Source organism: Paenibacillus sp. FSL P2-0322, assembly GCF_037975315.1.
Lineage (GTDB): Bacteria > Bacillota > Bacilli > Paenibacillales > Paenibacillaceae > Paenibacillus > Paenibacillus polymyxa_B.
In genome coordinates this window covers 4392802-4411190 of record NZ_CP150243.1, presented here as the reverse complement: position 1 = coordinate 4411190, position 18389 = coordinate 4392802, and the positions used below count along the sequence as shown (strand labels likewise).

Annotated in this window: 17 protein-coding genes and 1 pseudogene; 15 read left to right on the top strand and 3 right to left on the bottom strand. The window is 45.2% G+C overall.

What is annotated here, in order from left to right; translation table 11 throughout:
* Window positions 1–8: 8 nt before the first annotated feature.
* The 3 genes from MKY24_RS19455 (at window position 9) to MKY24_RS19445 (ending at window position 2649) form a co-directional block, all read left to right on the top strand.
* Window positions 9–227: a hypothetical protein gene (locus MKY24_RS19455; RefSeq protein WP_142657861.1), complete on the top strand. Its 219-nt coding sequence runs from the start codon at window positions 9–11 to the stop codon at window positions 225–227.
* A 28-nt stretch (window positions 228–255) separates the two neighbouring features.
* Complete coding sequence (locus MKY24_RS19450; RefSeq protein ID WP_028542198.1) at window positions 256–1356, top strand: endospore germination permease; 1101 nt, start codon at window positions 256–258, stop codon at window positions 1354–1356.
* 555 nt (window positions 1357–1911) lie between these two features.
* A complete protein-coding gene (locus tag MKY24_RS19445) occupies window positions 1912–2649 on the top strand; it encodes a cyclase family protein (RefSeq protein ID WP_023989797.1) in 738 nt (245 codons plus the stop codon).
* Window positions 2650–2800: 151 nt separating this feature from the next.
* Here the strand turns inward: MKY24_RS19445 and MKY24_RS19440 are convergent, their stop codons facing one another.
* Window positions 2801–3214: a DUF4183 domain-containing protein gene (locus MKY24_RS19440; RefSeq protein WP_028542200.1), complete on the bottom strand. Its 414-nt coding sequence runs from the start codon at window positions 3212–3214 to the stop codon at window positions 2801–2803.
* Window positions 3215–3667: 453 nt separating this feature from the next.
* Here MKY24_RS19440 and MKY24_RS19435 point away from each other — a divergent pair, with 453 nt between their 5' ends.
* The 3 genes from MKY24_RS19435 to MKY24_RS19425 all read left to right on the top strand — a co-directional run bounded on the left by MKY24_RS19435 (window position 3668) and on the right by MKY24_RS19425 (window position 5969).
* On the top strand, window positions 3668–4291 hold the full coding sequence (locus MKY24_RS19435) for a DUF4183 domain-containing protein (protein WP_071558400.1): 624 nt from the start codon (window positions 3668–3670) through the stop codon (window positions 4289–4291).
* Window positions 4292–4728: 437 nt separating this feature from the next.
* On the top strand, window positions 4729–5313 hold the full coding sequence (locus tag MKY24_RS19430; protein ID WP_025723259.1) for a TetR/AcrR family transcriptional regulator: 585 nt from the start codon (window positions 4729–4731) through the stop codon (window positions 5311–5313).
* A 74-nt stretch (window positions 5314–5387) separates the two neighbouring features.
* On the top strand, window positions 5388–5969 hold the full coding sequence (locus tag MKY24_RS19425; RefSeq protein ID WP_023989792.1) for an NAD(P)H-dependent oxidoreductase: 582 nt from the start codon (window positions 5388–5390) through the stop codon (window positions 5967–5969).
* Between the two features lie 156 nt (window positions 5970–6125).
* Here MKY24_RS19425 and MKY24_RS19420 read toward each other — a convergent pair.
* Both MKY24_RS19420 and MKY24_RS19415 read right to left on the bottom strand, forming a co-directional pair.
* Window positions 6126–6449: pseudogene (locus MKY24_RS19420) on the bottom strand (hypothetical protein); the annotation flags it as partial.
* Window positions 6450–6730: 281 nt separating this feature from the next.
* Window positions 6731–7924, bottom strand: coding sequence for a glycoside hydrolase family 5 protein (locus MKY24_RS19415; protein WP_279835759.1), 1194 nt, complete (start codon window positions 7922–7924; stop codon window positions 6731–6733).
* 339 nt (window positions 7925–8263) lie between these two features.
* Between MKY24_RS19415 and MKY24_RS19410 the strand changes: the two genes are divergently transcribed.
* The 9 genes from MKY24_RS19410 to MKY24_RS19370 all read left to right on the top strand — a co-directional run bounded on the left by MKY24_RS19410 (window position 8264) and on the right by MKY24_RS19370 (window position 18384).
* Complete coding sequence (locus MKY24_RS19410; protein ID WP_339200676.1) at window positions 8264–9286, top strand: substrate-binding domain-containing protein; 1023 nt, start codon at window positions 8264–8266, stop codon at window positions 9284–9286.
* A gap of 332 nt (window positions 9287–9618) precedes the next feature.
* On the top strand, window positions 9619–10857 hold the full coding sequence (locus MKY24_RS19405; protein WP_230486389.1) for a PTS ascorbate transporter subunit IIC: 1239 nt from the start codon (window positions 9619–9621) through the stop codon (window positions 10855–10857).
* Between the two features lie 75 nt (window positions 10858–10932).
* Window positions 10933–11274, top strand: a complete 342-nt coding sequence (locus MKY24_RS19400) for a cupin domain-containing protein (protein ID WP_023989787.1) — start codon at window positions 10933–10935, stop codon at window positions 11272–11274.
* A 224-nt stretch (window positions 11275–11498) separates the two neighbouring features.
* Window positions 11499–11942, top strand: coding sequence for a HEAT repeat domain-containing protein (locus tag MKY24_RS19395; protein WP_028542207.1), 444 nt, complete (start codon window positions 11499–11501; stop codon window positions 11940–11942).
* A 213-nt stretch (window positions 11943–12155) separates the two neighbouring features.
* Window positions 12156–13148: a Gfo/Idh/MocA family oxidoreductase gene (locus tag MKY24_RS19390; RefSeq protein WP_339200674.1), complete on the top strand. Its 993-nt coding sequence runs from the start codon at window positions 12156–12158 to the stop codon at window positions 13146–13148.
* A gap of 278 nt (window positions 13149–13426) precedes the next feature.
* Window positions 13427–15193, top strand: a complete 1767-nt coding sequence (locus MKY24_RS19385; protein ID WP_339200673.1) for a sensor histidine kinase — start codon at window positions 13427–13429, stop codon at window positions 15191–15193.
* 2 nt (window positions 15194–15195) lie between these two features.
* Complete coding sequence (locus tag MKY24_RS19380; RefSeq protein ID WP_076295840.1) at window positions 15196–15996, top strand: response regulator; 801 nt, start codon at window positions 15196–15198, stop codon at window positions 15994–15996.
* Between the two features lie 136 nt (window positions 15997–16132).
* A complete protein-coding gene (locus MKY24_RS19375) occupies window positions 16133–17476 on the top strand; it encodes an extracellular solute-binding protein (protein ID WP_339200672.1) in 1344 nt (447 codons plus the stop codon).
* 26 nt (window positions 17477–17502) lie between these two features.
* The gene (locus tag MKY24_RS19370) at window positions 17503–18384 is read left to right on the top strand and encodes a sugar ABC transporter permease (protein WP_338532733.1); all 882 of its coding nucleotides are present in this window, start codon (window positions 17503–17505) and stop codon (window positions 18382–18384) included.
* The last annotated feature ends 5 nt before the right edge of the window (window positions 18385–18389 follow it).

Below are 18389 nucleotides of genomic sequence, written 5' to 3'. Positions count from 1 at the left end.
TGTTTTTTATGATTTGTAATGCTGCAATGCTGATCACTGATATTCCAAAGTGGAAACGGACAAATCGCAGAGCACGTATCCTGTATCTATCGCTTATGCTGCCTATAGCCTATCTTGGCTTACTCTATATTACGAATCTCCCGTGGCCAAATCTTGACGAGCTTATTGATTTCTTTCTTCTCGCTCCGGCCAAACGCATCGTCGCATGGTTCAGGCTCCCGACCTGAACTCACTTCATATCAGCGGAGGAATCTCATGAAAAATCAAGAGAGTATCAGTGCGCTCCAGACAGCGGTGTTGTTTCTTGCCGGAATGACGGGATCGGCCATCGTTCTGATCCCTGCTTCAGTAATCGGCGCTGCTAAAAACGGAGCATGGATTTCCTTATTAATAGCTTGGGTAATGGGGATGTGTCTATTGGCCTGCGTCCTTTATTTGCACAGCCAATATCCCGGATTGCTCTTCGTCGAATACAGCCGTAAAGCGCTGGGAAAATGGTTGACCCTCTTAATGATCATTCCTTTTACTTGTGCCCTGTTCTGGCAGAACGCCGCCATAATTATTGAAGTTGGCGGTTTTTTCAATAGTACTATAATGACAAAAACGCCTGTAACTGTTGTCCATACCTTGTTTTTTGTGACGGCTGCACTGACAGCCCGGGCTGGAATTGAAGTTATGGCCCGAATGTTTTTCATTTTATTGATTATGATGTATGGGTTTATTTTATTGGTTTTGGTCTTGGCTTCTGCCAACTACCATCCAGAATTTTTACTGCCGATCATGCCGGACGGAATGAAACCGATTCTTCATGGAGCCTATATCACCTATGGGTTTCCATTCGCAGAAGTCGTATTGTACTCTTCACTTCTTCCGTTTGCACGTAAAGGCGAAGAGCGAATGCTCGGAAAATATATGTACTTTGCTATTATAATGAACGGAGTCACATTAATTGCATCTATTATTTGCACCATTCTGGCTCTAGGACCTTTAGCAGGCGAGATGAATTATTCCATGTATCAGCTGGCCAGATTAATCTATATACAGGAGATTATCGAAAGAATTGAGCCTGTAATCGGATTTTCATTAATTGCCGGTTCGTACATGAAAACCTCGATCATGGTATTTATATTGACGAATTTATTTTCGCGATTTTTTAGAGTAAAAAATTACCGTATTTTAACGTTTCCGATAGCATATATCTGCTTGCTTCTTTCAGTTACCATGTACCATGATCAGGCGTCCTTCAACGAGGACGGATACATGGCTTGGACCTTATTCGATAATCTGGCATATGTTCTTCCCTTACTCTTGATCGTAGTCGTTACACGAATGAGAAACCGAAGCAAAAGAGCTTGATTTAAGTAGAGGTTCCCCTTTTGGGATAGTTTCAAATTAATGAACGGTAAAGGTGCAGACAGCCCGCAAAAAGCACAGGAGTTGAATAAAATAGCACATTGAAAATTAACAGTATTCGTTCGTTTTTGCGAAAATATACGTGCTAGGAATGGAAAGTATGAGGCTGTCAGTATTAGAGAGAGGTACAATTTTGTTGATGCTCAGATCGGCACGAGAGGACGTTTCCAGTATAAACTGGAAACGTCTTTTTTTTTGCTGTTGTACAAGATAGAGCTGATCAGCATTTGAATAGACGGGAAGCTGGCTCGCGCTTAACGATCTCTAGGGAGGCTTAAAAAGTCGCTGGAGGAGTTCTTGCCTGGTACAGGCCATTCATGAATATCAAATGTTAATAAATTGCTCATTTCATCGTAGACTGGGATGGCAGCTTCTTCGTCCATACCGTCGCACAAAATAGATTTCTTTCTATATATTAGAAGAGCAGATCGATTTATAGATTTTTGCAGAATCCTCAGGTAAAATGGCTTGTAATAAAGCTGAGGAGGAATGGGCATCATGGCAGAGCATTTAGCAGATATCTTGAAGTTGTTGAAGCAAAAAGAGTGGGTGGATTTGTCCCACGCTTTTTATCCTGAAATCCCTCATTTTCCAGTATTCGATAATGTTCAGGTGGATACCCTGTTTACCCACGATGATGGCTTTTTTGTAAAACAATACTGCTTTCCCGGTCAGTATGGGACTCATATTGATGCACCCGTTCATTTTGTGAAGGGCAAACGTTACTTGCATGAGCTTTCGTTGAAGGAGCTGGTTTTGCCGCTAGTTGTCATTGACCGTTCAGCAGCCGTTGCAGCCAATTCTGACTATGAACTTACGGTTGCGGATATTTTGGACTTTGAGAAAGAGCATGGACGCATTGCTGATCAGTCCTTTGTCGCTTTTCGCAGTGATTGGAGCAAACGTTGGCCTGATTCAGATGCCTTCTCGAACAAGGACGACGCCGGAGATGCACACTGCCCGGGCTGGTCGCTGGAGGCGCTGCGCTTTTTGGTAGAAGAACGGAATGTGGCTGCCATTGGGCATGAAACGCTAGATACCGATTCCTCTGTAGCTTATCGCAAAGCTGGCAAGCTGGTAGGGGAATATTACATATTGGAGCAGGATCGGTATCAAGTTGAGGTGCTGACGAATTTGGACAAGCTGCCCCCGACGGGCGCGGTCATATATAATATCGTTCCGAGCATTCAAGATTCCCCTGGATTTCCGGTGCGCTCCTTTGCTATTTTGCCTTAATCATACAGTATCCAGTCATTTGAAAACGATTATATAATCTAAAAGACCGATTCAGATATCGACATCTGAATCGGTCTTTTCTAGCTTATACGGGGTAATGTACAGCGTGAATGACCGTTCAGTCCAACTTGAATCAAAAATATGAAAAGTGTTAAGTGATAATAGTGACGGTAGGCGCAGAGATGGTAGGCTGAGTCGCGATAATGGAAGTTGTGCCGCTAAAATCTGTTATTTCTATAACAACTGGGACACCTGGTGTAATATCTACGGAGGCAATGACCAGACTTGCTGTGGTGAGGGTGAATAAGGAGCTCTGCTGAATAACTCCGTTAATATAAAAATTAGAAGAATCAGTAGCCGTTAATGTCGGTAAAGCAACAACTGGAGCATCGGCGTCATCTACAAAGCTTGCAGCAGGAACGGTTGTTTCTGTTGCTCCGATCATTCCAGCTGTAATCGTTGCAAAAAAGCGAGTCGTGGCTGGGGCTACGGTCGTGGCTATGGCGCCACCTGTTGACACGGGAGCAGTAGCTACTGCTGTAAACACAGGTTTTATGATTGGCATAGTTCTCATCTCCTTTCTTTACTGGTAATGAGCCATTTGCATTCGCTGGCTCTTAATCAATAAATGATTGTTCAACCTATTCGGAAACGGCATATTAACCTTTCTATTAATAATAGGGTAAATGGAGAAGGCCCTATTTTGTACAAATATAGATGGAAGCGAATACTTGGAATCTGAAGGTTACAAATGCCTAAAACCCTAAAGGGGGATGTGCATACAATACATAAATAAGCATGTGAGAAGGAGGTGTATACGGCTGGTATGAGGAGACGCGATTCATCACTAAGGAGGCTAGGAAAGAGGACCGTACATTACAAGATCAACAAACGTAAAAAGTGTAAAACAAGTTATTCATTCAAAGGTAGAACAAAAACGGGGTTCCATGCCAAAAAGCATCCAAAGCTAATCATGCAACGGAGGTGCAGAAATACTCCTAGCAAGCGGAGGAGGAGCATGAGCCAGACGGGAAAGCGAGCTGCACCGGGTTCGGCAGGAGCACAAGGCATTCCCGGTTTGACAGGGGTACAAGGTATTCCAGGTTTAGCAGGAGCCCAAGGTATATCGGGAACTGCGGGAACACCGGGAGTCCAAGGAATACCAGGAATACAGGGTCCAGCAGGAACACGGGGAGCGCCAGGAGTGCCAGGTCCGGCTGGAGTCCAAGGAAGTCCAGGTGCAACAGGAGTACCCGGCCCTACTGGAGCGCAGGGCATAGCTGGTCCTACTGGAGCCCGAGGTATAACAGGGCCAACCGGCCCGGCAGCTGACATTTCAAATATTGAAATTATACCCATAGCTGAGCGGTATTTTTATCTTGCACCTGCTACAATTGAATCTTCAATCACGATAATGGCGGATCAATTTTCTGTAGATGGTGTACAGGAGGCCTTTAAGCGTTTTAATGTCGGAAGCAACAGTTATGCCAATCTATACATTAATGGAATGATACAAGAAAGCACATTGTATAGCCTAACACCTTCATCGCTGACGATTCGCCTTAACGAAGGAGAGGCAATTCTCTCCGGCACACCTATTATTGTGGAAATTGTCCAATTTAGTGTGCGATCCAGTGGATGATACTGTTTGCGGTGAGGCAACCCAGAGGCAGATACAGCTGTTTCTTGGGGCAACGAGCCTTTGCGCCCGACACGCCAAAGCTGAAGATCGGCTTTGGGGCCTTGGTCATGGATGGCTTGTACGACTTTTTGCAGCGGGGAAATGTGCTCGTCGCTCCATATCCAAGACTGCCTGAGTCTTTTCCCTGCTGGGTGACTGCATGCACCTCAAGCATAATTAGTCCCACCTATCCTAGCGCCCGTTTTATTCGGTTACATATCTTTTTTATATGAATAAAATGGGATGATGCACGTATTATTTAGGGTATTTATGATTAATCGCTTATAAAACATGGTTTTTAGGTTTAATTCAATATATTTCAAATGAAAGTATGAAGACAGAATGAGCCTGCATAAATATAATTTGCATTTTAGTTAGTTATCACTTACTATAAGCTTATGAATAAGAAAACACATGTAGACAGCAAAAAGAAAGATATTCTGCAGGCAGCAATGTGCTTATTTGCAACCAAAGGAATTGACGGCATTTCAGTCAAAGAAATTGGAGAGGCTGCCGGTGTGACGGATGCCGCGATTTATAAGCATTTTAAGAGTAAAGATGCGATGGCCTTGGAAGTATTCGGGCAGTATTGTAATAGCTACACCACATTAATTGACTTCTATCGCAAGCAGAGTGGGAACTTCGTTAGTCGTTTCCATCAACTGGTGGATGAAGTGCTGAATATGCATGATGAGGACCAGTATGGTTTGCTTCTACTATCACAGCATCATGAGCTGTATGTTGAAGCAAGCCAGAGCCAGAATGTGCGTCAGCCGCTGGAGGCGTTGACTGAATTCATCGAACAGGGGATTCAACAAGGTGAACTGCCGAAGCAGGATGCTCTGCTATCCGGTGTGCTCATCATTGGAGCCATTACACGCTTGTCCGTGTCCAGCCTGGAAGGTGAACTTCCACAGCAGTTGGTTCCATTTGCAGCAGAGGTCAAACAACGTTTAACTGCTTTATTAAGTAAAGGTCAGTAGTGACCTTTTCTTTTTAAATATAAAGTTAGTGTCTTCTAACTAAAATCATAATATGAAGGTAGGAAGTGGTTTATATGTCTAAAAAAATATTGGTGATTCAAGGGAATCCGGTCGCTGGCAGTTATGGGGAAGCGCTGGCTCAATCCTATGTAAAAGGAGCGAAGGCTGCAGGGGCGGAGGTTCGTTTGTTGCAGCTGTCCGCGTTGGATTTTAATCCAAATCTATTAGGTGGATATCGTAATAAATTACCGCTGGAACCTGATTTGATCCAAGCACAGGAGTCGATTAAATGGGCAGAACACCTCGTTTTTGTCTTTCCGATCTGGTGGGGCAGCTTGCCTGCATTAATGAAAGGATTCATTGACCGTATCTTTATGCCGGGATTTGCGTTTAAGTATCAAAAAGGAAAACCCCTGCCTGACAAGCTTCTAAAAGGAAGAACGGCCCGCCTCATTACAACGATGGACGGTCCGCATTGGTACTACCGATTTTTCCAGGGACAGCCTGGACATCGGATGATGAAGGATTCCACGCTGCATCTATGTGGTGTCAAACCGGTGCATTCTACTGCGATTGATCTCATGAATAAATTATCGGATCAGCAGCGCAACGATTGGCTGAGCAAGGTGGAGCAGCTGGGGCGAAATATGAGCTAGGTTTTCACCTGCCTGCCCCAAATTCATTGGCCTACAGGTAATCATGGTGGTATCTGATCATAATTGACCTGCGAAAAGGAAAAAGACCACAATGGGAGCAACTGACTCGCATTGTGGTGTTCGGGATAGCTCATGTTTTGAAATCAACGTTATATAAAATATCGATGCAACGATTAAAATAAATCCGATCGCTAGACCGGCAGGGCCCCAATAATGCATAGGGATAAAAAACAGACTGTGCTGGGTTCCCATTCGATAGCGTTGCCCCGTTTCCATATCAACTAGCACTTTGTCCGAGTCGGCGTTAAGCGCTTTTCCCAAGTACCAGATAATAACCCCCGACACAATGAACACAAAAGCCATCGGTAGCCGGGAATCTATGGAGTCAAGCCCTAGAGCGGATACTAAACTCCCGACTATAACAAATAAAATCCCTGGAACAACGATGTTTAAAATACCAAAACCCTTCCAAACAATCACATGAAATCTTCCTTCCTGAGTTCAAATCCAACATATGTATTTATCGGTTAAAAGAGAGATTTAGTTTACAAAATGCCCCATTCGATGGGGAATTTACAATGTATAAAACTGGATAGAAGGCGTCAAGAAGGGGAGGAAAACATGTACACACGTGGAGTGTAATCCTGGAGGTTTGCAGGTATCACAAAAAAAAGCCGTTTCTCCACATCCTCATAGCCCAGTATAATCTGGCCTGAAGGAGGAAAATCGGCTTTTTCAATAAGTGAAGTGAAGCCCTGTGCCTATTCGGCGGTTGCTTTCGCTTGTTCCGCTACAAAAATAACAGGCTTCATAATCCGGCTCAGCATATCCTGCTTCGGACGATTCCAGGTAACCCAGTCGTCCAGCAGCAGACCGCCTGTGTCGCCGCTATTCGGATTCAGGGACCAGTACGTAAAGTACAGGTTGTTGGCACCAATATAGTCTACGAGTGCATTTTGCCATTTCCCCTCAGTAGTAGACAAATCAACATTACGACCGCCGAATTCACCGACCAGCACCGGAGCTATGTTTTGCTTGCTGATGTAGCCCCAGGTTTGATCCCAGATCGCTGGCAGGTTGGACGGGAAGGCCGGGTCGTTGAACCATGGCTGCGAAGACACACCAGGGCCGTAATCATGAGGAGAATATACGACACGGTTCGGTACGTCCAGAACGACAGGATAGTTGGCTACACCTGTCAGGTTGCCACCCCACCAGTATTGGCTATTGTTGCCTTGTACATTGTGATCTACACCTTCTACGAGAATCAGCCAATTCGGATTCACGGACAGAATCGCATTCCCTGCACGTTGTGCCGCCAGACGCCAGTCTGTGGAGGCATCGCCTGTGCCCCAGCTTGCTTGACCGTGTGGCTCATTGTGTAAATCCGCACCAATGACGGTAGGGTTATTTTTATAACGATCAGCCAACATTTTCCAGTCGCTAATCCAGCGAGACTCAGGGTACTGGGATGTGTACCACAGCTCGGATTGCCCACCTGAGCTTGGACGGTGACGGTCAAGGATAATCTGAATACCGCGTTGTCCAGCTTTTTCGATCAGCTTGTCCATAATTTGAATCGGAGTTAATCCGACCAGGTCAGGGTTTTTGTGATAATCAATACTGTCTGGACGGGAACTGGAATCGAATAACTGATTGCTGTAAGGCAGACGAATCAGATTGTAGCCTTCTTTCTTCACCTGATCCAGCATGTCGTCCATTGAGCGGCTCCACAGTCCATGCAAGGTGTAATTAGGAGTTTCCAGACCGAACCAGTTCAGGCCGTTAAATGCCGCTTCTTTCCCGGATTCGTCTACAATCTTGTTTCCTTGGGTGTGATAATATCCTTTCACACTGGCTGCATCTACTGAAGCGGGAGTATAGCCATACAGTGTGAAGCCCATTACGAGGGAGGTAATGATGAAAAATGTTTTTTTCAGTCCTTTTTTCTTCATAATTCTGCTTCCTCCTTTATTTAAAAGAAATTGTAACCGATTACATTCTCATTTTATGTTCAAATCTTCCATCAAACAAGTTCATAAAATTCGTATATTTCTAAGATTTCGTTCGAATTCAATAGATTCGTAACAACGGATGGTTAAGCTAAGTGTCCAGCATTTGTGGGGGCGGTTATATATGAGGTGGAGGGCACGCTCTAACTCCTCATTTATTATATTTTCCTGCTGTAAAAGAAGGTATATAATAAAGTGAAATTCACTTTACATACAGGTTGCAGAATATATATATTTGAAAATTAATACGGCTGACATGCAGAAAAAGAAAGGAGGGTAATTATGGTAACAACGATGAAGGAAGTTGCAGAACGTGCCGGGGTGTCGAAGAGTACAGTTTCGCAGTTTCTGCAAAAGAGATACAACTATATGAGTGAAAACACTAAGAAGAAGATCGAGCAAGCGATTGAGGATCTCAGTTATATACCTAATGAGGTGGCACGTAGTCTCAAGCAGAAGAAGACCTTCATTGTGGGGGTTATTTCTTCAACCATTTTATCGAGATTTACAACAGAAGTCGTGCGTGCAATTGAAGATGAATGCCAACTGGAAAATGTCCAGGTCATTGTCTGCAATACTGATGATGATTCGCTCAAAGAGAAAAAGTATGTCCAGTCGATGATTGCTCGGCAAGTGGATGGACTTATCATTTTCCCGACGGAAGAGAACAAGAAATTATATGTTTCCCTTGCCAAGAATGGCTATCCTTTCGTGTTTGTGGACCGAAAAATCGATGAAATCAGTGTAGACACAGTGCTGTTGAATAATGAAAAGGCCAGCGAGCTTGCGGTTGAAGCACTCATTGAGCATGGTCATAACAACATTGGGATTATCACGTTCCCCTTAGGCAAAAAAGCGATCACCACACGAAGTGAGCGGCTGTCAGGTTATCGAAATACGTTGGGCAAACATGACATATCAGTGAATGAAAACTATATCAAAAGCGGCAGGTTGGATGAAATGCCTAATCTGATTGGACAACTATTCCATATGGAGAATCCGCCCACCGCAATCATTGCTACGAATGACATGATTTTGGAGCAGGTGCTGATTTATGCAAAAAATAATCATCTGACCATACCTAATGATTTTTCCTTGATTGGCATAGATGATGTATCCTTTGCATCTTTTTATAATCCGCCGATCACAACCGTTTCCCAGCCGAGTTTTGAAATGGGGAAAAGAAGTGCCAGGCTACTGCTGGAGAAAATTGATCAAAAAGAACAGGATCATGAGGATATGTCAGAAATCATCCGAATGAATCCGGTCATTAACCACAGAGAATCTGTCCAAAAACTGAACTGAATGATTGAATATGTCCTTTTCATCTTTTTGAAAACGTTTTTATAAATTCTATTGTAAAAAGAAAATAAAGAGCTATAATGATCTTATGATTCGAGTCATGAATACCCTTTCATTTATGTATGTCCTGATTTTAGTGATGATTGCGATTGAAGAGAGGGGAGGAATGAAGCTTAACGAATAATGTATGGAATAAGTTGTGATTTAATTCACAAAAAATGATTCTGCTTCTTTTTACATTCCCGAGAGGGAAATTTTTTTCGAGTATTACTAAATCGATTTAGTAAGAATGGAAAATAAATAAAAGAAAGTCGGAGATCACTATGGAAATGTTTATGAGCATTATCAGGGAGCCATCCATCATTATCGCGATTGTGACATTACTCGGCCTTATATTCCAGAGGAAGAAAGTATCAGAGATCATTACGGGAACTACCCTTTCTTTTATGGGCTTCACCATGATCAAGGTCGGCGGCGGAATTTTAGGTGGCGTTCTCACTAACTTCAGCCAAATTTTTTCTTATGCCTTCAACCTTAAAGGTGTCGTACCAAGCAATGAAGCCATTATGGCACTGACCATTGATCAGATCGGGGCGGATGCTGCACTCATTCTGCTCTTTTCCATGATCCTTAACATCGTGCTTGCACGCCTGACCAAGTTCAAGTACATTTATTTGTCTCTTCACTTGATTTTGTTTATGAGCTTTGCCGCTACAGCCGTTATGAAAGGTCTGGGTCTCAGTTCGCTAACTACGATTATCGTCGGTTCTTTGGTAATTGGGAGCTATATGGCGGTGTTTCCTTACCTACTCCGGAATGCCAGCAAAAACATTATTAAATCGGATGAATATACGATTGCTCATGCTTCCATGACCTCTTACATTCTAGGTACCTATTTAGGGAAAGTTTTTGGCAACCGTGAAAATGACACCGAAAATGTAAAAATTAATGACCGCATCAGTTTTTTGCGCGACCCCAATGTTGCAACGACCTTGACGATGCTTGTGCTTTTACTGGTATCTGGACTGGTTGCTGGTTCTGATTATGTCAGCAAATTATCGGATGGCAAAGAATATATCGTCTTCATCCTCGAACAGTCAGCTATTTTTGCTGCCGGCTTGTATATCGCAAAAGCAGGTGTTAAGCTGTTCACAACTGAAATTGTACCCGCTTTCAAAGGTTTCTCCCAAGTGTTTGCACCTGGAGCAATCCCTGGTGTGGATGTTCTGGTACTGTTCGACAAATCACCCAATTCCGCGTTGGTAGGCTTCTTGGTCAGCTTCTTCACAGGCGTTGCCTGCGTCTTTCTTTTCCCGTTTATCGGATTGCCTGTCATTGTGCCAGGGATCATGGCCTGCTTCCTCGCTGGTGGTGCAGCCGCGATATTCGGCAATTCCAGCGGTGGTTTCAGAGGAGCTGTTATTTCCAGTTGTCTTAATGGATTCTTGCTCTGTCTGCTGCCGGCTCTCACCTTGCCGCTCTTTTCTTTTTTGGGTGCCGAAGGGGTAACGTTCGCCGATCCCGACTTTACTACCCTTTCTGGAGTACTTTGGCTTATTTTTCGCTGGTTTTAAACTAAATCGATTTATGAGTTTTTCCAAAATAACTTATCTAAATCATTTGTGCCTTAAAAAGAGGAGGAATTATCCATGTTTTTTAACGATCAAGATATTCAAATTGATATCGTTGACAGTAATACCACCCGGAAAGTGCTGGCCCACAGTGACCAGCTTATGTATGTCAAAGTGATGTTTGCTAAAGCCCAAACAGGGGAGATCCTGTTGCATAAGCATGTCCATGAACAAGTCACTTATGTAATAAAGGGAAGCTTTAAGTTCATGATCGATAATGGCGAAACAAAGGAAGTGCAGACTGTCAAAGAAGGAGACAGCATCCATTTTCCATCCGATACTCTTCATGGCTGTATCCCACTGGAGGATGGCGGTATTCTGCTAGATGCATTTACACCAGCACGTGCAGATTTTCTGTAAATTCCCCTTTCAAAATACGGTTTATCTACCCCGATATCTGGAGGAATTTACGATGCCTTTCAGCGGCAGACAACAGAGGCGAATGAATGCCTTCTGACCATGTTATGTCCGATACATTTCTTTTTATCTTTTTTTAGAAGAAGACCTGCAAGTATGTTATATTTAACAAACGGCAATCGTGATGAACAGTAATATAGTGATTTTTAGAAAAGGATGAGATGATTTTGGAAAACAACGAAACTCAGCAAGAATTTGCAGATGTATATGAGCAGCTCAAAGTAGCTGCAAACCGAACCTCCGATTGGAAAACACGCCTAGCCGCGGTAAATGATCTGGGTGCATGGAAGAACCAGCAGACGATTGACTTGCTGACACACCGTTTGAATAATGATACGGTATATGCCGTTCAGGAAGCCGCTTACCGCAGACTTCAGGAATGGGGCGAGAATGTACAGCCGCCTGTGCGCAAAGAGGGTGAGCTTGTTAAGGGCCTGACGAAGATTCTGGTGCGGATTAAAAAAAGCTTACCAGCCGACCATACCTATAACGATTTTCGCGAAAAGCTGCACAAGATGAGAGTCGATATTTATGACATCTATGAAGGTGACAAGGGTGCTGAATTTGATCAGTGGCTGGAGCAAAAATGGGCTTCGTTATCCACAAGATAATGTCTGAACCCTGTAATTGAATGTATTTTTAAGGATTGTTGCTGGTGATACAGACAGAGCCTTAACAAGGATAAGGGATTATCTTTGTTAAGGTTTTTTTATCTTGTTCTCCTTAAGAATCATGTCCTTTATCTTTATGCCACTGTATATATACTTCGGCAATATGGTACGATGGGATCGGATTATTTTAGTGTGTACATGGGAGGGACTAACATGAGCAAGGCGAAGCTGTGTTTTATCGGGGCGGGCTTTCACGCTTCAACGAATATATATCCTGCTGTCATTGGGGCAGGTGCTGAAATTCAGGCGATTGCGACTAGAGATCTAAGCAGATCGAAGACAGCACTTCAGCAGTTTGGAAGCAGCGGCACACCTTATGACAATTACAAGGCTATGCTGGAGCAGGAAGACTGTGATGGAGTTGTCGTGATTGCACAAGCGGCAGATCATCCTTCGCTCGTACTGGACTGCATTAAGGCTGGAAAACATGTTTTTGTAGACAAGCCACTGGGCTGGAATACCGAGGAAGCGGCCCAAATTGCAGGTGCGGCAGAAGCAGCGGGTGTCGTGCTGATGGTCGGTTTCATGAAGCGCTACGCGCCTGTATACATAAAATTAAAAGAATTGATTGAGGGTGGCTCGCTTGGAGCCGCACGCTCGTTTCAGGCGAAATTCCTCGTGGACAGTACCCTGTTTTGCAAAACTGGCGAAGATTTCATGAAGCTGGCGGCGGTTCATATGGTCGATCTGGTACGTTATTTGTTTGGAGAAGTGGTGCAGGTTACCGGATTTGCGAACGATAACGGCGAGTGTATTTCCCATACGATTGCCCTGAAATTTGAAAATGGTGTAGTGGGTAGCCTATACTTCGCAGGTATGACAGCATGGACACGCGAGAGCGAAGGGTTCACGGTAACCTTTGATCATGGTTTTGCGAACGCGGATGAGGTGAATACACTGATCATTCACAAGTCGGAGAGTCATACAGAGCTTCCTTGGAAATCCCTTGCGGAAAACGATACGGTTCTGACACCGTCAGCCTCCGCGATGTCGGGCGGATACCGTGATTTGTACTTGCGCGGTTTTGTTGGTGAAATCGCACATTTCATGAACTGCTGCCAAGAAGGACGGACGCCTGATTCAAGTGGACGGGATAACGTGAAAACGATGGAGCTGTGCGACCGCATTTTGGCTGCGCTCCAATAGGATACCCATTTCATATGCAAGCTTCGGAGCCTGGACGGTACCTTAGTTTGGGTGATTTGAAAGAAGCTTCGGTGTAACTGGTCAGTAGATGGCTCCTGCATTTGTCGGGAGTCATTTTTTTCGTTTACCCTACGACCTTTCTATTTCATAGCATTCCTGCCCATTTTGATTAATCTCTGCTGAAAATATGCCAACAAAGACGAACGATGCGATAGAATAGGAAAAGGAAAGCGCTATCATCACCCATTTTTCTGTGATGGTTCAGGGGGAGAAGGCTTATGCGTTCAAGGTCAAGGTTTCAGCCATTAAACACATTACGTAATCAGATTTTTATCGGATTTATACTGGTGATGCTCATTATGATGAGTGTGGCGGGGGCGTTCATTTATCTCAATGTGTCTCACCTGTTAAAAGACAGTGCCGAGCGACATATTGGTCAGACTGCGGTACAAGCAAGCGGTAGGCTGGATGCATTAATCGGCCAGATGGACAGCTTGACGGAGCAGGTCGCGAATCACCCGTCTGTTCAGCATATTTTGCTGGAGGAGCGTAACGGGGGCAAGGTGAATTTCGGACAGCGTCAATCACTACTGCAAGTGATGCATAGCTATCAGGCATATATGCCGAGTGTCGGCTCACTGGAGCTGTATACCGCCGAAGGAAAGATGTTGTTTCCGATTAGAGAGGGCAGTCTGGAGGAACGTATTGGACAGGCAGACATCCGAGAAGCGAATCAGATGAAGGGAAGACTGGTCTGGATCGGCATTGATCCCGAAGACTCCCGGTCACTGCTGGCAATTCGGCAGGTGAGCCTGGTGGATCGCTGGTTCTCACGTGGAGGGTACTTGATTACCCGTATGGAGCGAAGTTATTTTGGGCTGAATGGTGCGACAGCGGTCAATGAAGAAGCGGATGAAACTATGCTGCTTGTAGATCGACAAGGCCAGCTGCTGTCGGGTGAACCTATGAACCAGACGGATTTGTCAGGTGTACTGCATAGCAAGACACAGACGGTTCATATTGGGGAACGGGAATATGTGAAGGCGGTTCAGCAGTCGGAGCGGACGGGCTGGTCGCTGCTGATCCTGATTCCGGTTAGCGTCGTCACAGACGGAATTACGGTTTTACGGACTACACTTATCATTTCCGCGTCTCTTGGTGCCGTGCTATTCCTGTTCATGTCCTTTATGTTGTCTACGTTGATTACCAGACCGATAGGTCACTTGATTCAGGCGATGCGTCGTTCACGGGAAGGGGCATTGGCACTGAATCCAGAACCGGCAGCAGCGGTCGAGCTGCGAGAATTAAATGCAGAGTACAACACAATGATTGTCGATATTAATGAATTGATCCGTGTTATTTGCGAGAAGGAGGTTTTACAAAGCCAAACCGAACTTAAAGCTCTGCAGGCGCAGATCAATCCGCATTTTCTTTTTAATACGCTGGATGCTTTCAACTGGTCGCTACAGGAGAAGGGAGAGGAGGAGCTTGCCGGGCTGATGGTGTCCATGTCGCGGCTGTTTCGTTATGTTATCGAACCTGCTCACCATGACTCTTGGGTGACACTCGGGGAAGAAATGGCGCAAATCCGTCGTTATCTGGAACTGATGGAGATGCGTCTGGGTGAACGTCTGAGTTGGCAAATTCATATGCCTTCGGAGGCAGCCAGAATTCCGCTTCCTAAACTGCTGATCCAGCCTATTCTAGAGAATGCCATTTTGCATGGTGTCGAAAATCGCATCGGCAACGGCCGTGTTGAAATTAGTGTCACTCCTTCGACCAGATCGGGTTGGACCAAGATCGCGGTCATAGATAACGGACCTGGAATGACACTGGAAGAGCTTGCAGCTGTGCGTACAGCGTTGATGGGGGGAGCAGCCTGCCAGAGCAAGGGAACCGGTATGGGACTAGTGAATGTGCAGCGCAGGCTTGCTCTCTATTATGACAGCGCATCTTATCCAACGGACGGTGTGCTGATACATAGTGCTGAGCAGGAAGGAACTGTGGTCACTTTTGAAATTCCTGATGAATATGGAGGGCGGTAGGAATGAGTGTTTCATCCAAAACCATTGTCATTGTAGACGATGAACAGCGAACACGTCAGGGGATACACCAGACATTGGAGAAATGGGCCGCCGGGAAATACCGGATTGTAACATTCGATAATGGTTTGGAAGCATTAAATATACTGCGAGCGGAGACAGTTCATCTGTTGATTACGGATGTCCGGTTGCCGGAATTCAGTGGGCTGGATTTAATCCGCTCTCTGGAACGGGATTCACGACGACCAGCGATCATTGTCATATCGGGTTATGCGGAGTTTGATTATGTCCAGCAGGCTCTTCGTCTGGGAGCCGTCAATTATTTGCTCAAACCGATTGATAAGCAGGAGCTGTTGAATGCGGTCAATGAAGCGCTTCGGCTGGAAGAGGAGCGGCAGCGGTACGAGAAGCTGGACAAGCTGGCTGACCCTGTTTTGCTAGAGCTTGATCTCCAGGCGGCTACTCTTAGTGATCCGGTACGACGTGCCTTCACCTATATGGCGGAGCATCTTCACGAATCCATTACGATGGCGCAGACTGCCGCGCATTCACACCTGAATGCCAGCTATTTTAGTGTTTTATTCAAGGAGCAAAGTGGTTTGTCCTTCAGCGAATATCTGCATCGGCTGCGGATCCAAAGGGCTAAGGAGTTGCTGCTGCATACTCAGTTGACGATTGCCCAAATCGGCGAGCGATCAGGCTACCGAACAGATAAATATTTTATTAAAGTATTCAAAGCGACCGAGGGGGTAAGTCCCAGTCGCTACAGGCAGCAGATGCGTACAGGGCCGGAGAATATCGACTGACGTATAGGCAGATCAAACCCAATAAAAGTGGAATTATACCCAATGAGCGTACCCTGTTGGAAGCAGGAATGGAGTGCTAAACTTACAAATGATAACGGTTACAAAAAATATAATTACAACAAACGGAGGTCTAACGATGTCCAACGAGTATGGTTTACGTAAGCGCTCACATCAAAAATGGTTTGCTGGGTTGACCCTGCTGCTGTCATTCATGCTGGTGCTATCCGGTTGCAGTGCTGGTAAGGATGGTCAAGGCGGTTCCAGTGGAGAAGGGGGAAAGGTTACACTCAAAATGATGCACCTGTGGCCAGAGGGAAGCTCGGCACAGCAGAGCAAGCTTGTGACTCAGATTATAGATCAATACCAAAAGGATCATCCGAATGTCGTCATTCAGCAGGAAGTGCTGGAAAATGAACAATACAAAAACAAACTCAAAGTGCTGTCAGCTTCCAATGAATTGCCGGATATCGGAATCACCTGGGCAGCGGGCTTTATGGAGCCTTACGTTAAAGGTGGATTATTTACACCGATGGATGACCTGTTGAATGGTTCCAAGCTGAAGGACAAATTTGTACCGGGAACGACCGAAGCTTATGCGCTGAATGGCAAAACGTATGCGCTTCCGATTGAATTGAATATTACACCTATTTATTACAACAAAGCCATATTCCAAAAATACAACTTGAAGGTACCTGCGACATTTGACGAGTTTAAGCAGGTTGTGAAAACACTTACGGATCATGGAGTTGCACCGATTGCATTGGGCAATAAAGACCGCTGGACCGGCTCACTCTGGTACATGTATCTGGCAGAGCGTATAGCGGGTAACGAAACGCTGAAAAAAGCGATTGACGGCTCAGGATCGTTCGATGACCCTGGTTTAATTCAGGCGGCCTCCGAAGTCCAGACGCTTGTGGATATGAATGCCTTTAACAAAGGATTTAACGGCTTGTCCAATGATGAGGGAAAATCCGAGTTTATGAACGACAAGGCAGCTATGTATTTGATGGCTACTTGGGAATTGCCGAATTTTACGACCAATCCCGCAATCCCACAAGCATTTAAAGATCAAATTGGCTTCTTTAAATTCCCGATGGTTGCAGGCGGCAAGGGCAACGAGAACAGTTGGGTAGGAGGTCCGGGAGTAGGCTTGTTCGTTTCGGAAAATTCCAAGGTGAAAGAAGAGGCCAAAGCGTTCGTTGAATACTTCGTAGTCAAATGGGGAGAACAATCGGTCACACAGGCAGGCGTTATTCCGGCGACGAAAGTGGACACCTCCAAAGAAAATTTGCCCAAGCTGTATGTCGATTTGCTGAACGGACTGAATCAAGCTAGCAGCATTACATTGTTCGCCGATGTACAGATGAAGCCGAATGCAGCGCAGGTGCATTTGAATATGATTCAGGCGTTGTTTGGTAAAGCGGTGACACCGCAACAATTTGCCGACCAGCATAAGGCTGCCATCGAGAAAGGAAATTGAAATTGACCACCTAAGGAGGTCCGACCGTGGAAAAGGTCATGTCGAATAAGCTCGTCATTGCTCTATATGTATTGCCTTCTCTACTATTGCTATTCGCTATTATATATGTACCCATCGTACTGACTGGCTATTACGGCTTGAATCAGTGGAATGGAATTGGCTCTATGACTTTTGTGGGGCTGGACAATTATCAACATCTGTTTACAGACAAAGCGTTCTGGCAAAGTGCATGGCATTCGCTGCTGCTGGCCTTGTTTTCAGGAATTAGTCTGATCGGTTATCTGGCCATTGCGATGATTTTGTCAGGGAAAATCAAGGGAGCGAATCTGCTGCGGAAAATTTATCTGATTCCCATGCTGCTGTCTTCTGTAGCGATCGCACAGCTATGGCTCAAAATATATCATCCAACGAACGGAGTACTCAATTCCTTACTGGTGTCGGTCGGCGTTCACAACCCACCTGAATGGTTAGCTAATCCGTCTCTGGTGTTGATTGCCTTGTTTATCCCGATTATTTGGCAATATGCAGGCTTTTATATCCTGATCTACTATGCCGGGCTGAAAAACATTCCCGAAACGCTGATGGAGGCTGCCCGGATTGACGGGGCCAGCCCCTGGCAGATTGCGACTCGTATCAAATTGCCCCTGCTGCGCGAGGTGATTAACGTTACGATCATATTGTCGATTGTCGGCTCGCTCAAATATTTTGACCTTATCTACGTCATGACGGACGGTGGACCGAATGGAGCCAGTGAAGTGATGGCCTCTTACATGTACCACCAGGCATTCCGCAGCTTTGATTTTGGATACGGCAGCGCTACAGCCTTTGCCCTGCTGCTCATCTGTCTGATCGCTACGTGGCTGATCCGTAAGGTTACGGCCACAAGTGAAACCATCCAGTATTCATAATACGG

What these genes read in the sequence shown, in the direction of transcription:
- MKY24_RS19385 (WP_339200673.1), top strand. Translation starts at nt 13,427, where the DNA reads ATGCGTTCAAGGTCAAGGTTTCAGCCATTAAACACATTACGTAATCAG.
- MKY24_RS19445 (WP_023989797.1), top strand. Translation starts at nt 1,912, where the DNA reads ATGGCAGAGCATTTAGCAGATATCTTGAAGTTGTTGAAGCAAAAAGAG.
- MKY24_RS19410 (WP_339200676.1), top strand. Translation starts at nt 8,264, where the DNA reads ATGGTAACAACGATGAAGGAAGTTGCAGAACGTGCCGGGGTGTCGAAG.
- MKY24_RS19390 (WP_339200674.1), top strand. Translation starts at nt 12,156, where the DNA reads ATGAGCAAGGCGAAGCTGTGTTTTATCGGGGCGGGCTTTCACGCTTCA.
- MKY24_RS19400 (WP_023989787.1), top strand. Translation starts at nt 10,933, where the DNA reads ATGTTTTTTAACGATCAAGATATTCAAATTGATATCGTTGACAGTAAT.
- MKY24_RS19380 (WP_076295840.1), top strand. Translation starts at nt 15,196, where the DNA reads ATGAGTGTTTCATCCAAAACCATTGTCATTGTAGACGATGAACAGCGA.
- MKY24_RS19455 (WP_142657861.1), top strand. Translation starts at nt 9, where the DNA reads ATGATTTGTAATGCTGCAATGCTGATCACTGATATTCCAAAGTGGAAA.
- MKY24_RS19375 (WP_339200672.1), top strand. Translation starts at nt 16,133, where the DNA reads ATGTCCAACGAGTATGGTTTACGTAAGCGCTCACATCAAAAATGGTTT.
- MKY24_RS19440 (WP_028542200.1), bottom strand. Translation starts at nt 3,214, where the DNA reads ATGCCAATCATAAAACCTGTGTTTACAGCAGTAGCTACTGCTCCCGTG.
- MKY24_RS19405 (WP_230486389.1), top strand. Translation starts at nt 9,619, where the DNA reads ATGAGCATTATCAGGGAGCCATCCATCATTATCGCGATTGTGACATTA.
- MKY24_RS19425 (WP_023989792.1), top strand. Translation starts at nt 5,388, where the DNA reads ATGTCTAAAAAAATATTGGTGATTCAAGGGAATCCGGTCGCTGGCAGT.
- MKY24_RS19435 (WP_071558400.1), top strand. Translation starts at nt 3,668, where the DNA reads ATGAGCCAGACGGGAAAGCGAGCTGCACCGGGTTCGGCAGGAGCACAA.
- MKY24_RS19415 (WP_279835759.1), bottom strand. Translation starts at nt 7,924, where the DNA reads ATGAAGAAAAAAGGACTGAAAAAAACATTTTTCATCATTACCTCCCTC.
- MKY24_RS19430 (WP_025723259.1), top strand. Translation starts at nt 4,729, where the DNA reads ATGAATAAGAAAACACATGTAGACAGCAAAAAGAAAGATATTCTGCAG.
- MKY24_RS19450 (WP_028542198.1), top strand. Translation starts at nt 256, where the DNA reads ATGAAAAATCAAGAGAGTATCAGTGCGCTCCAGACAGCGGTGTTGTTT.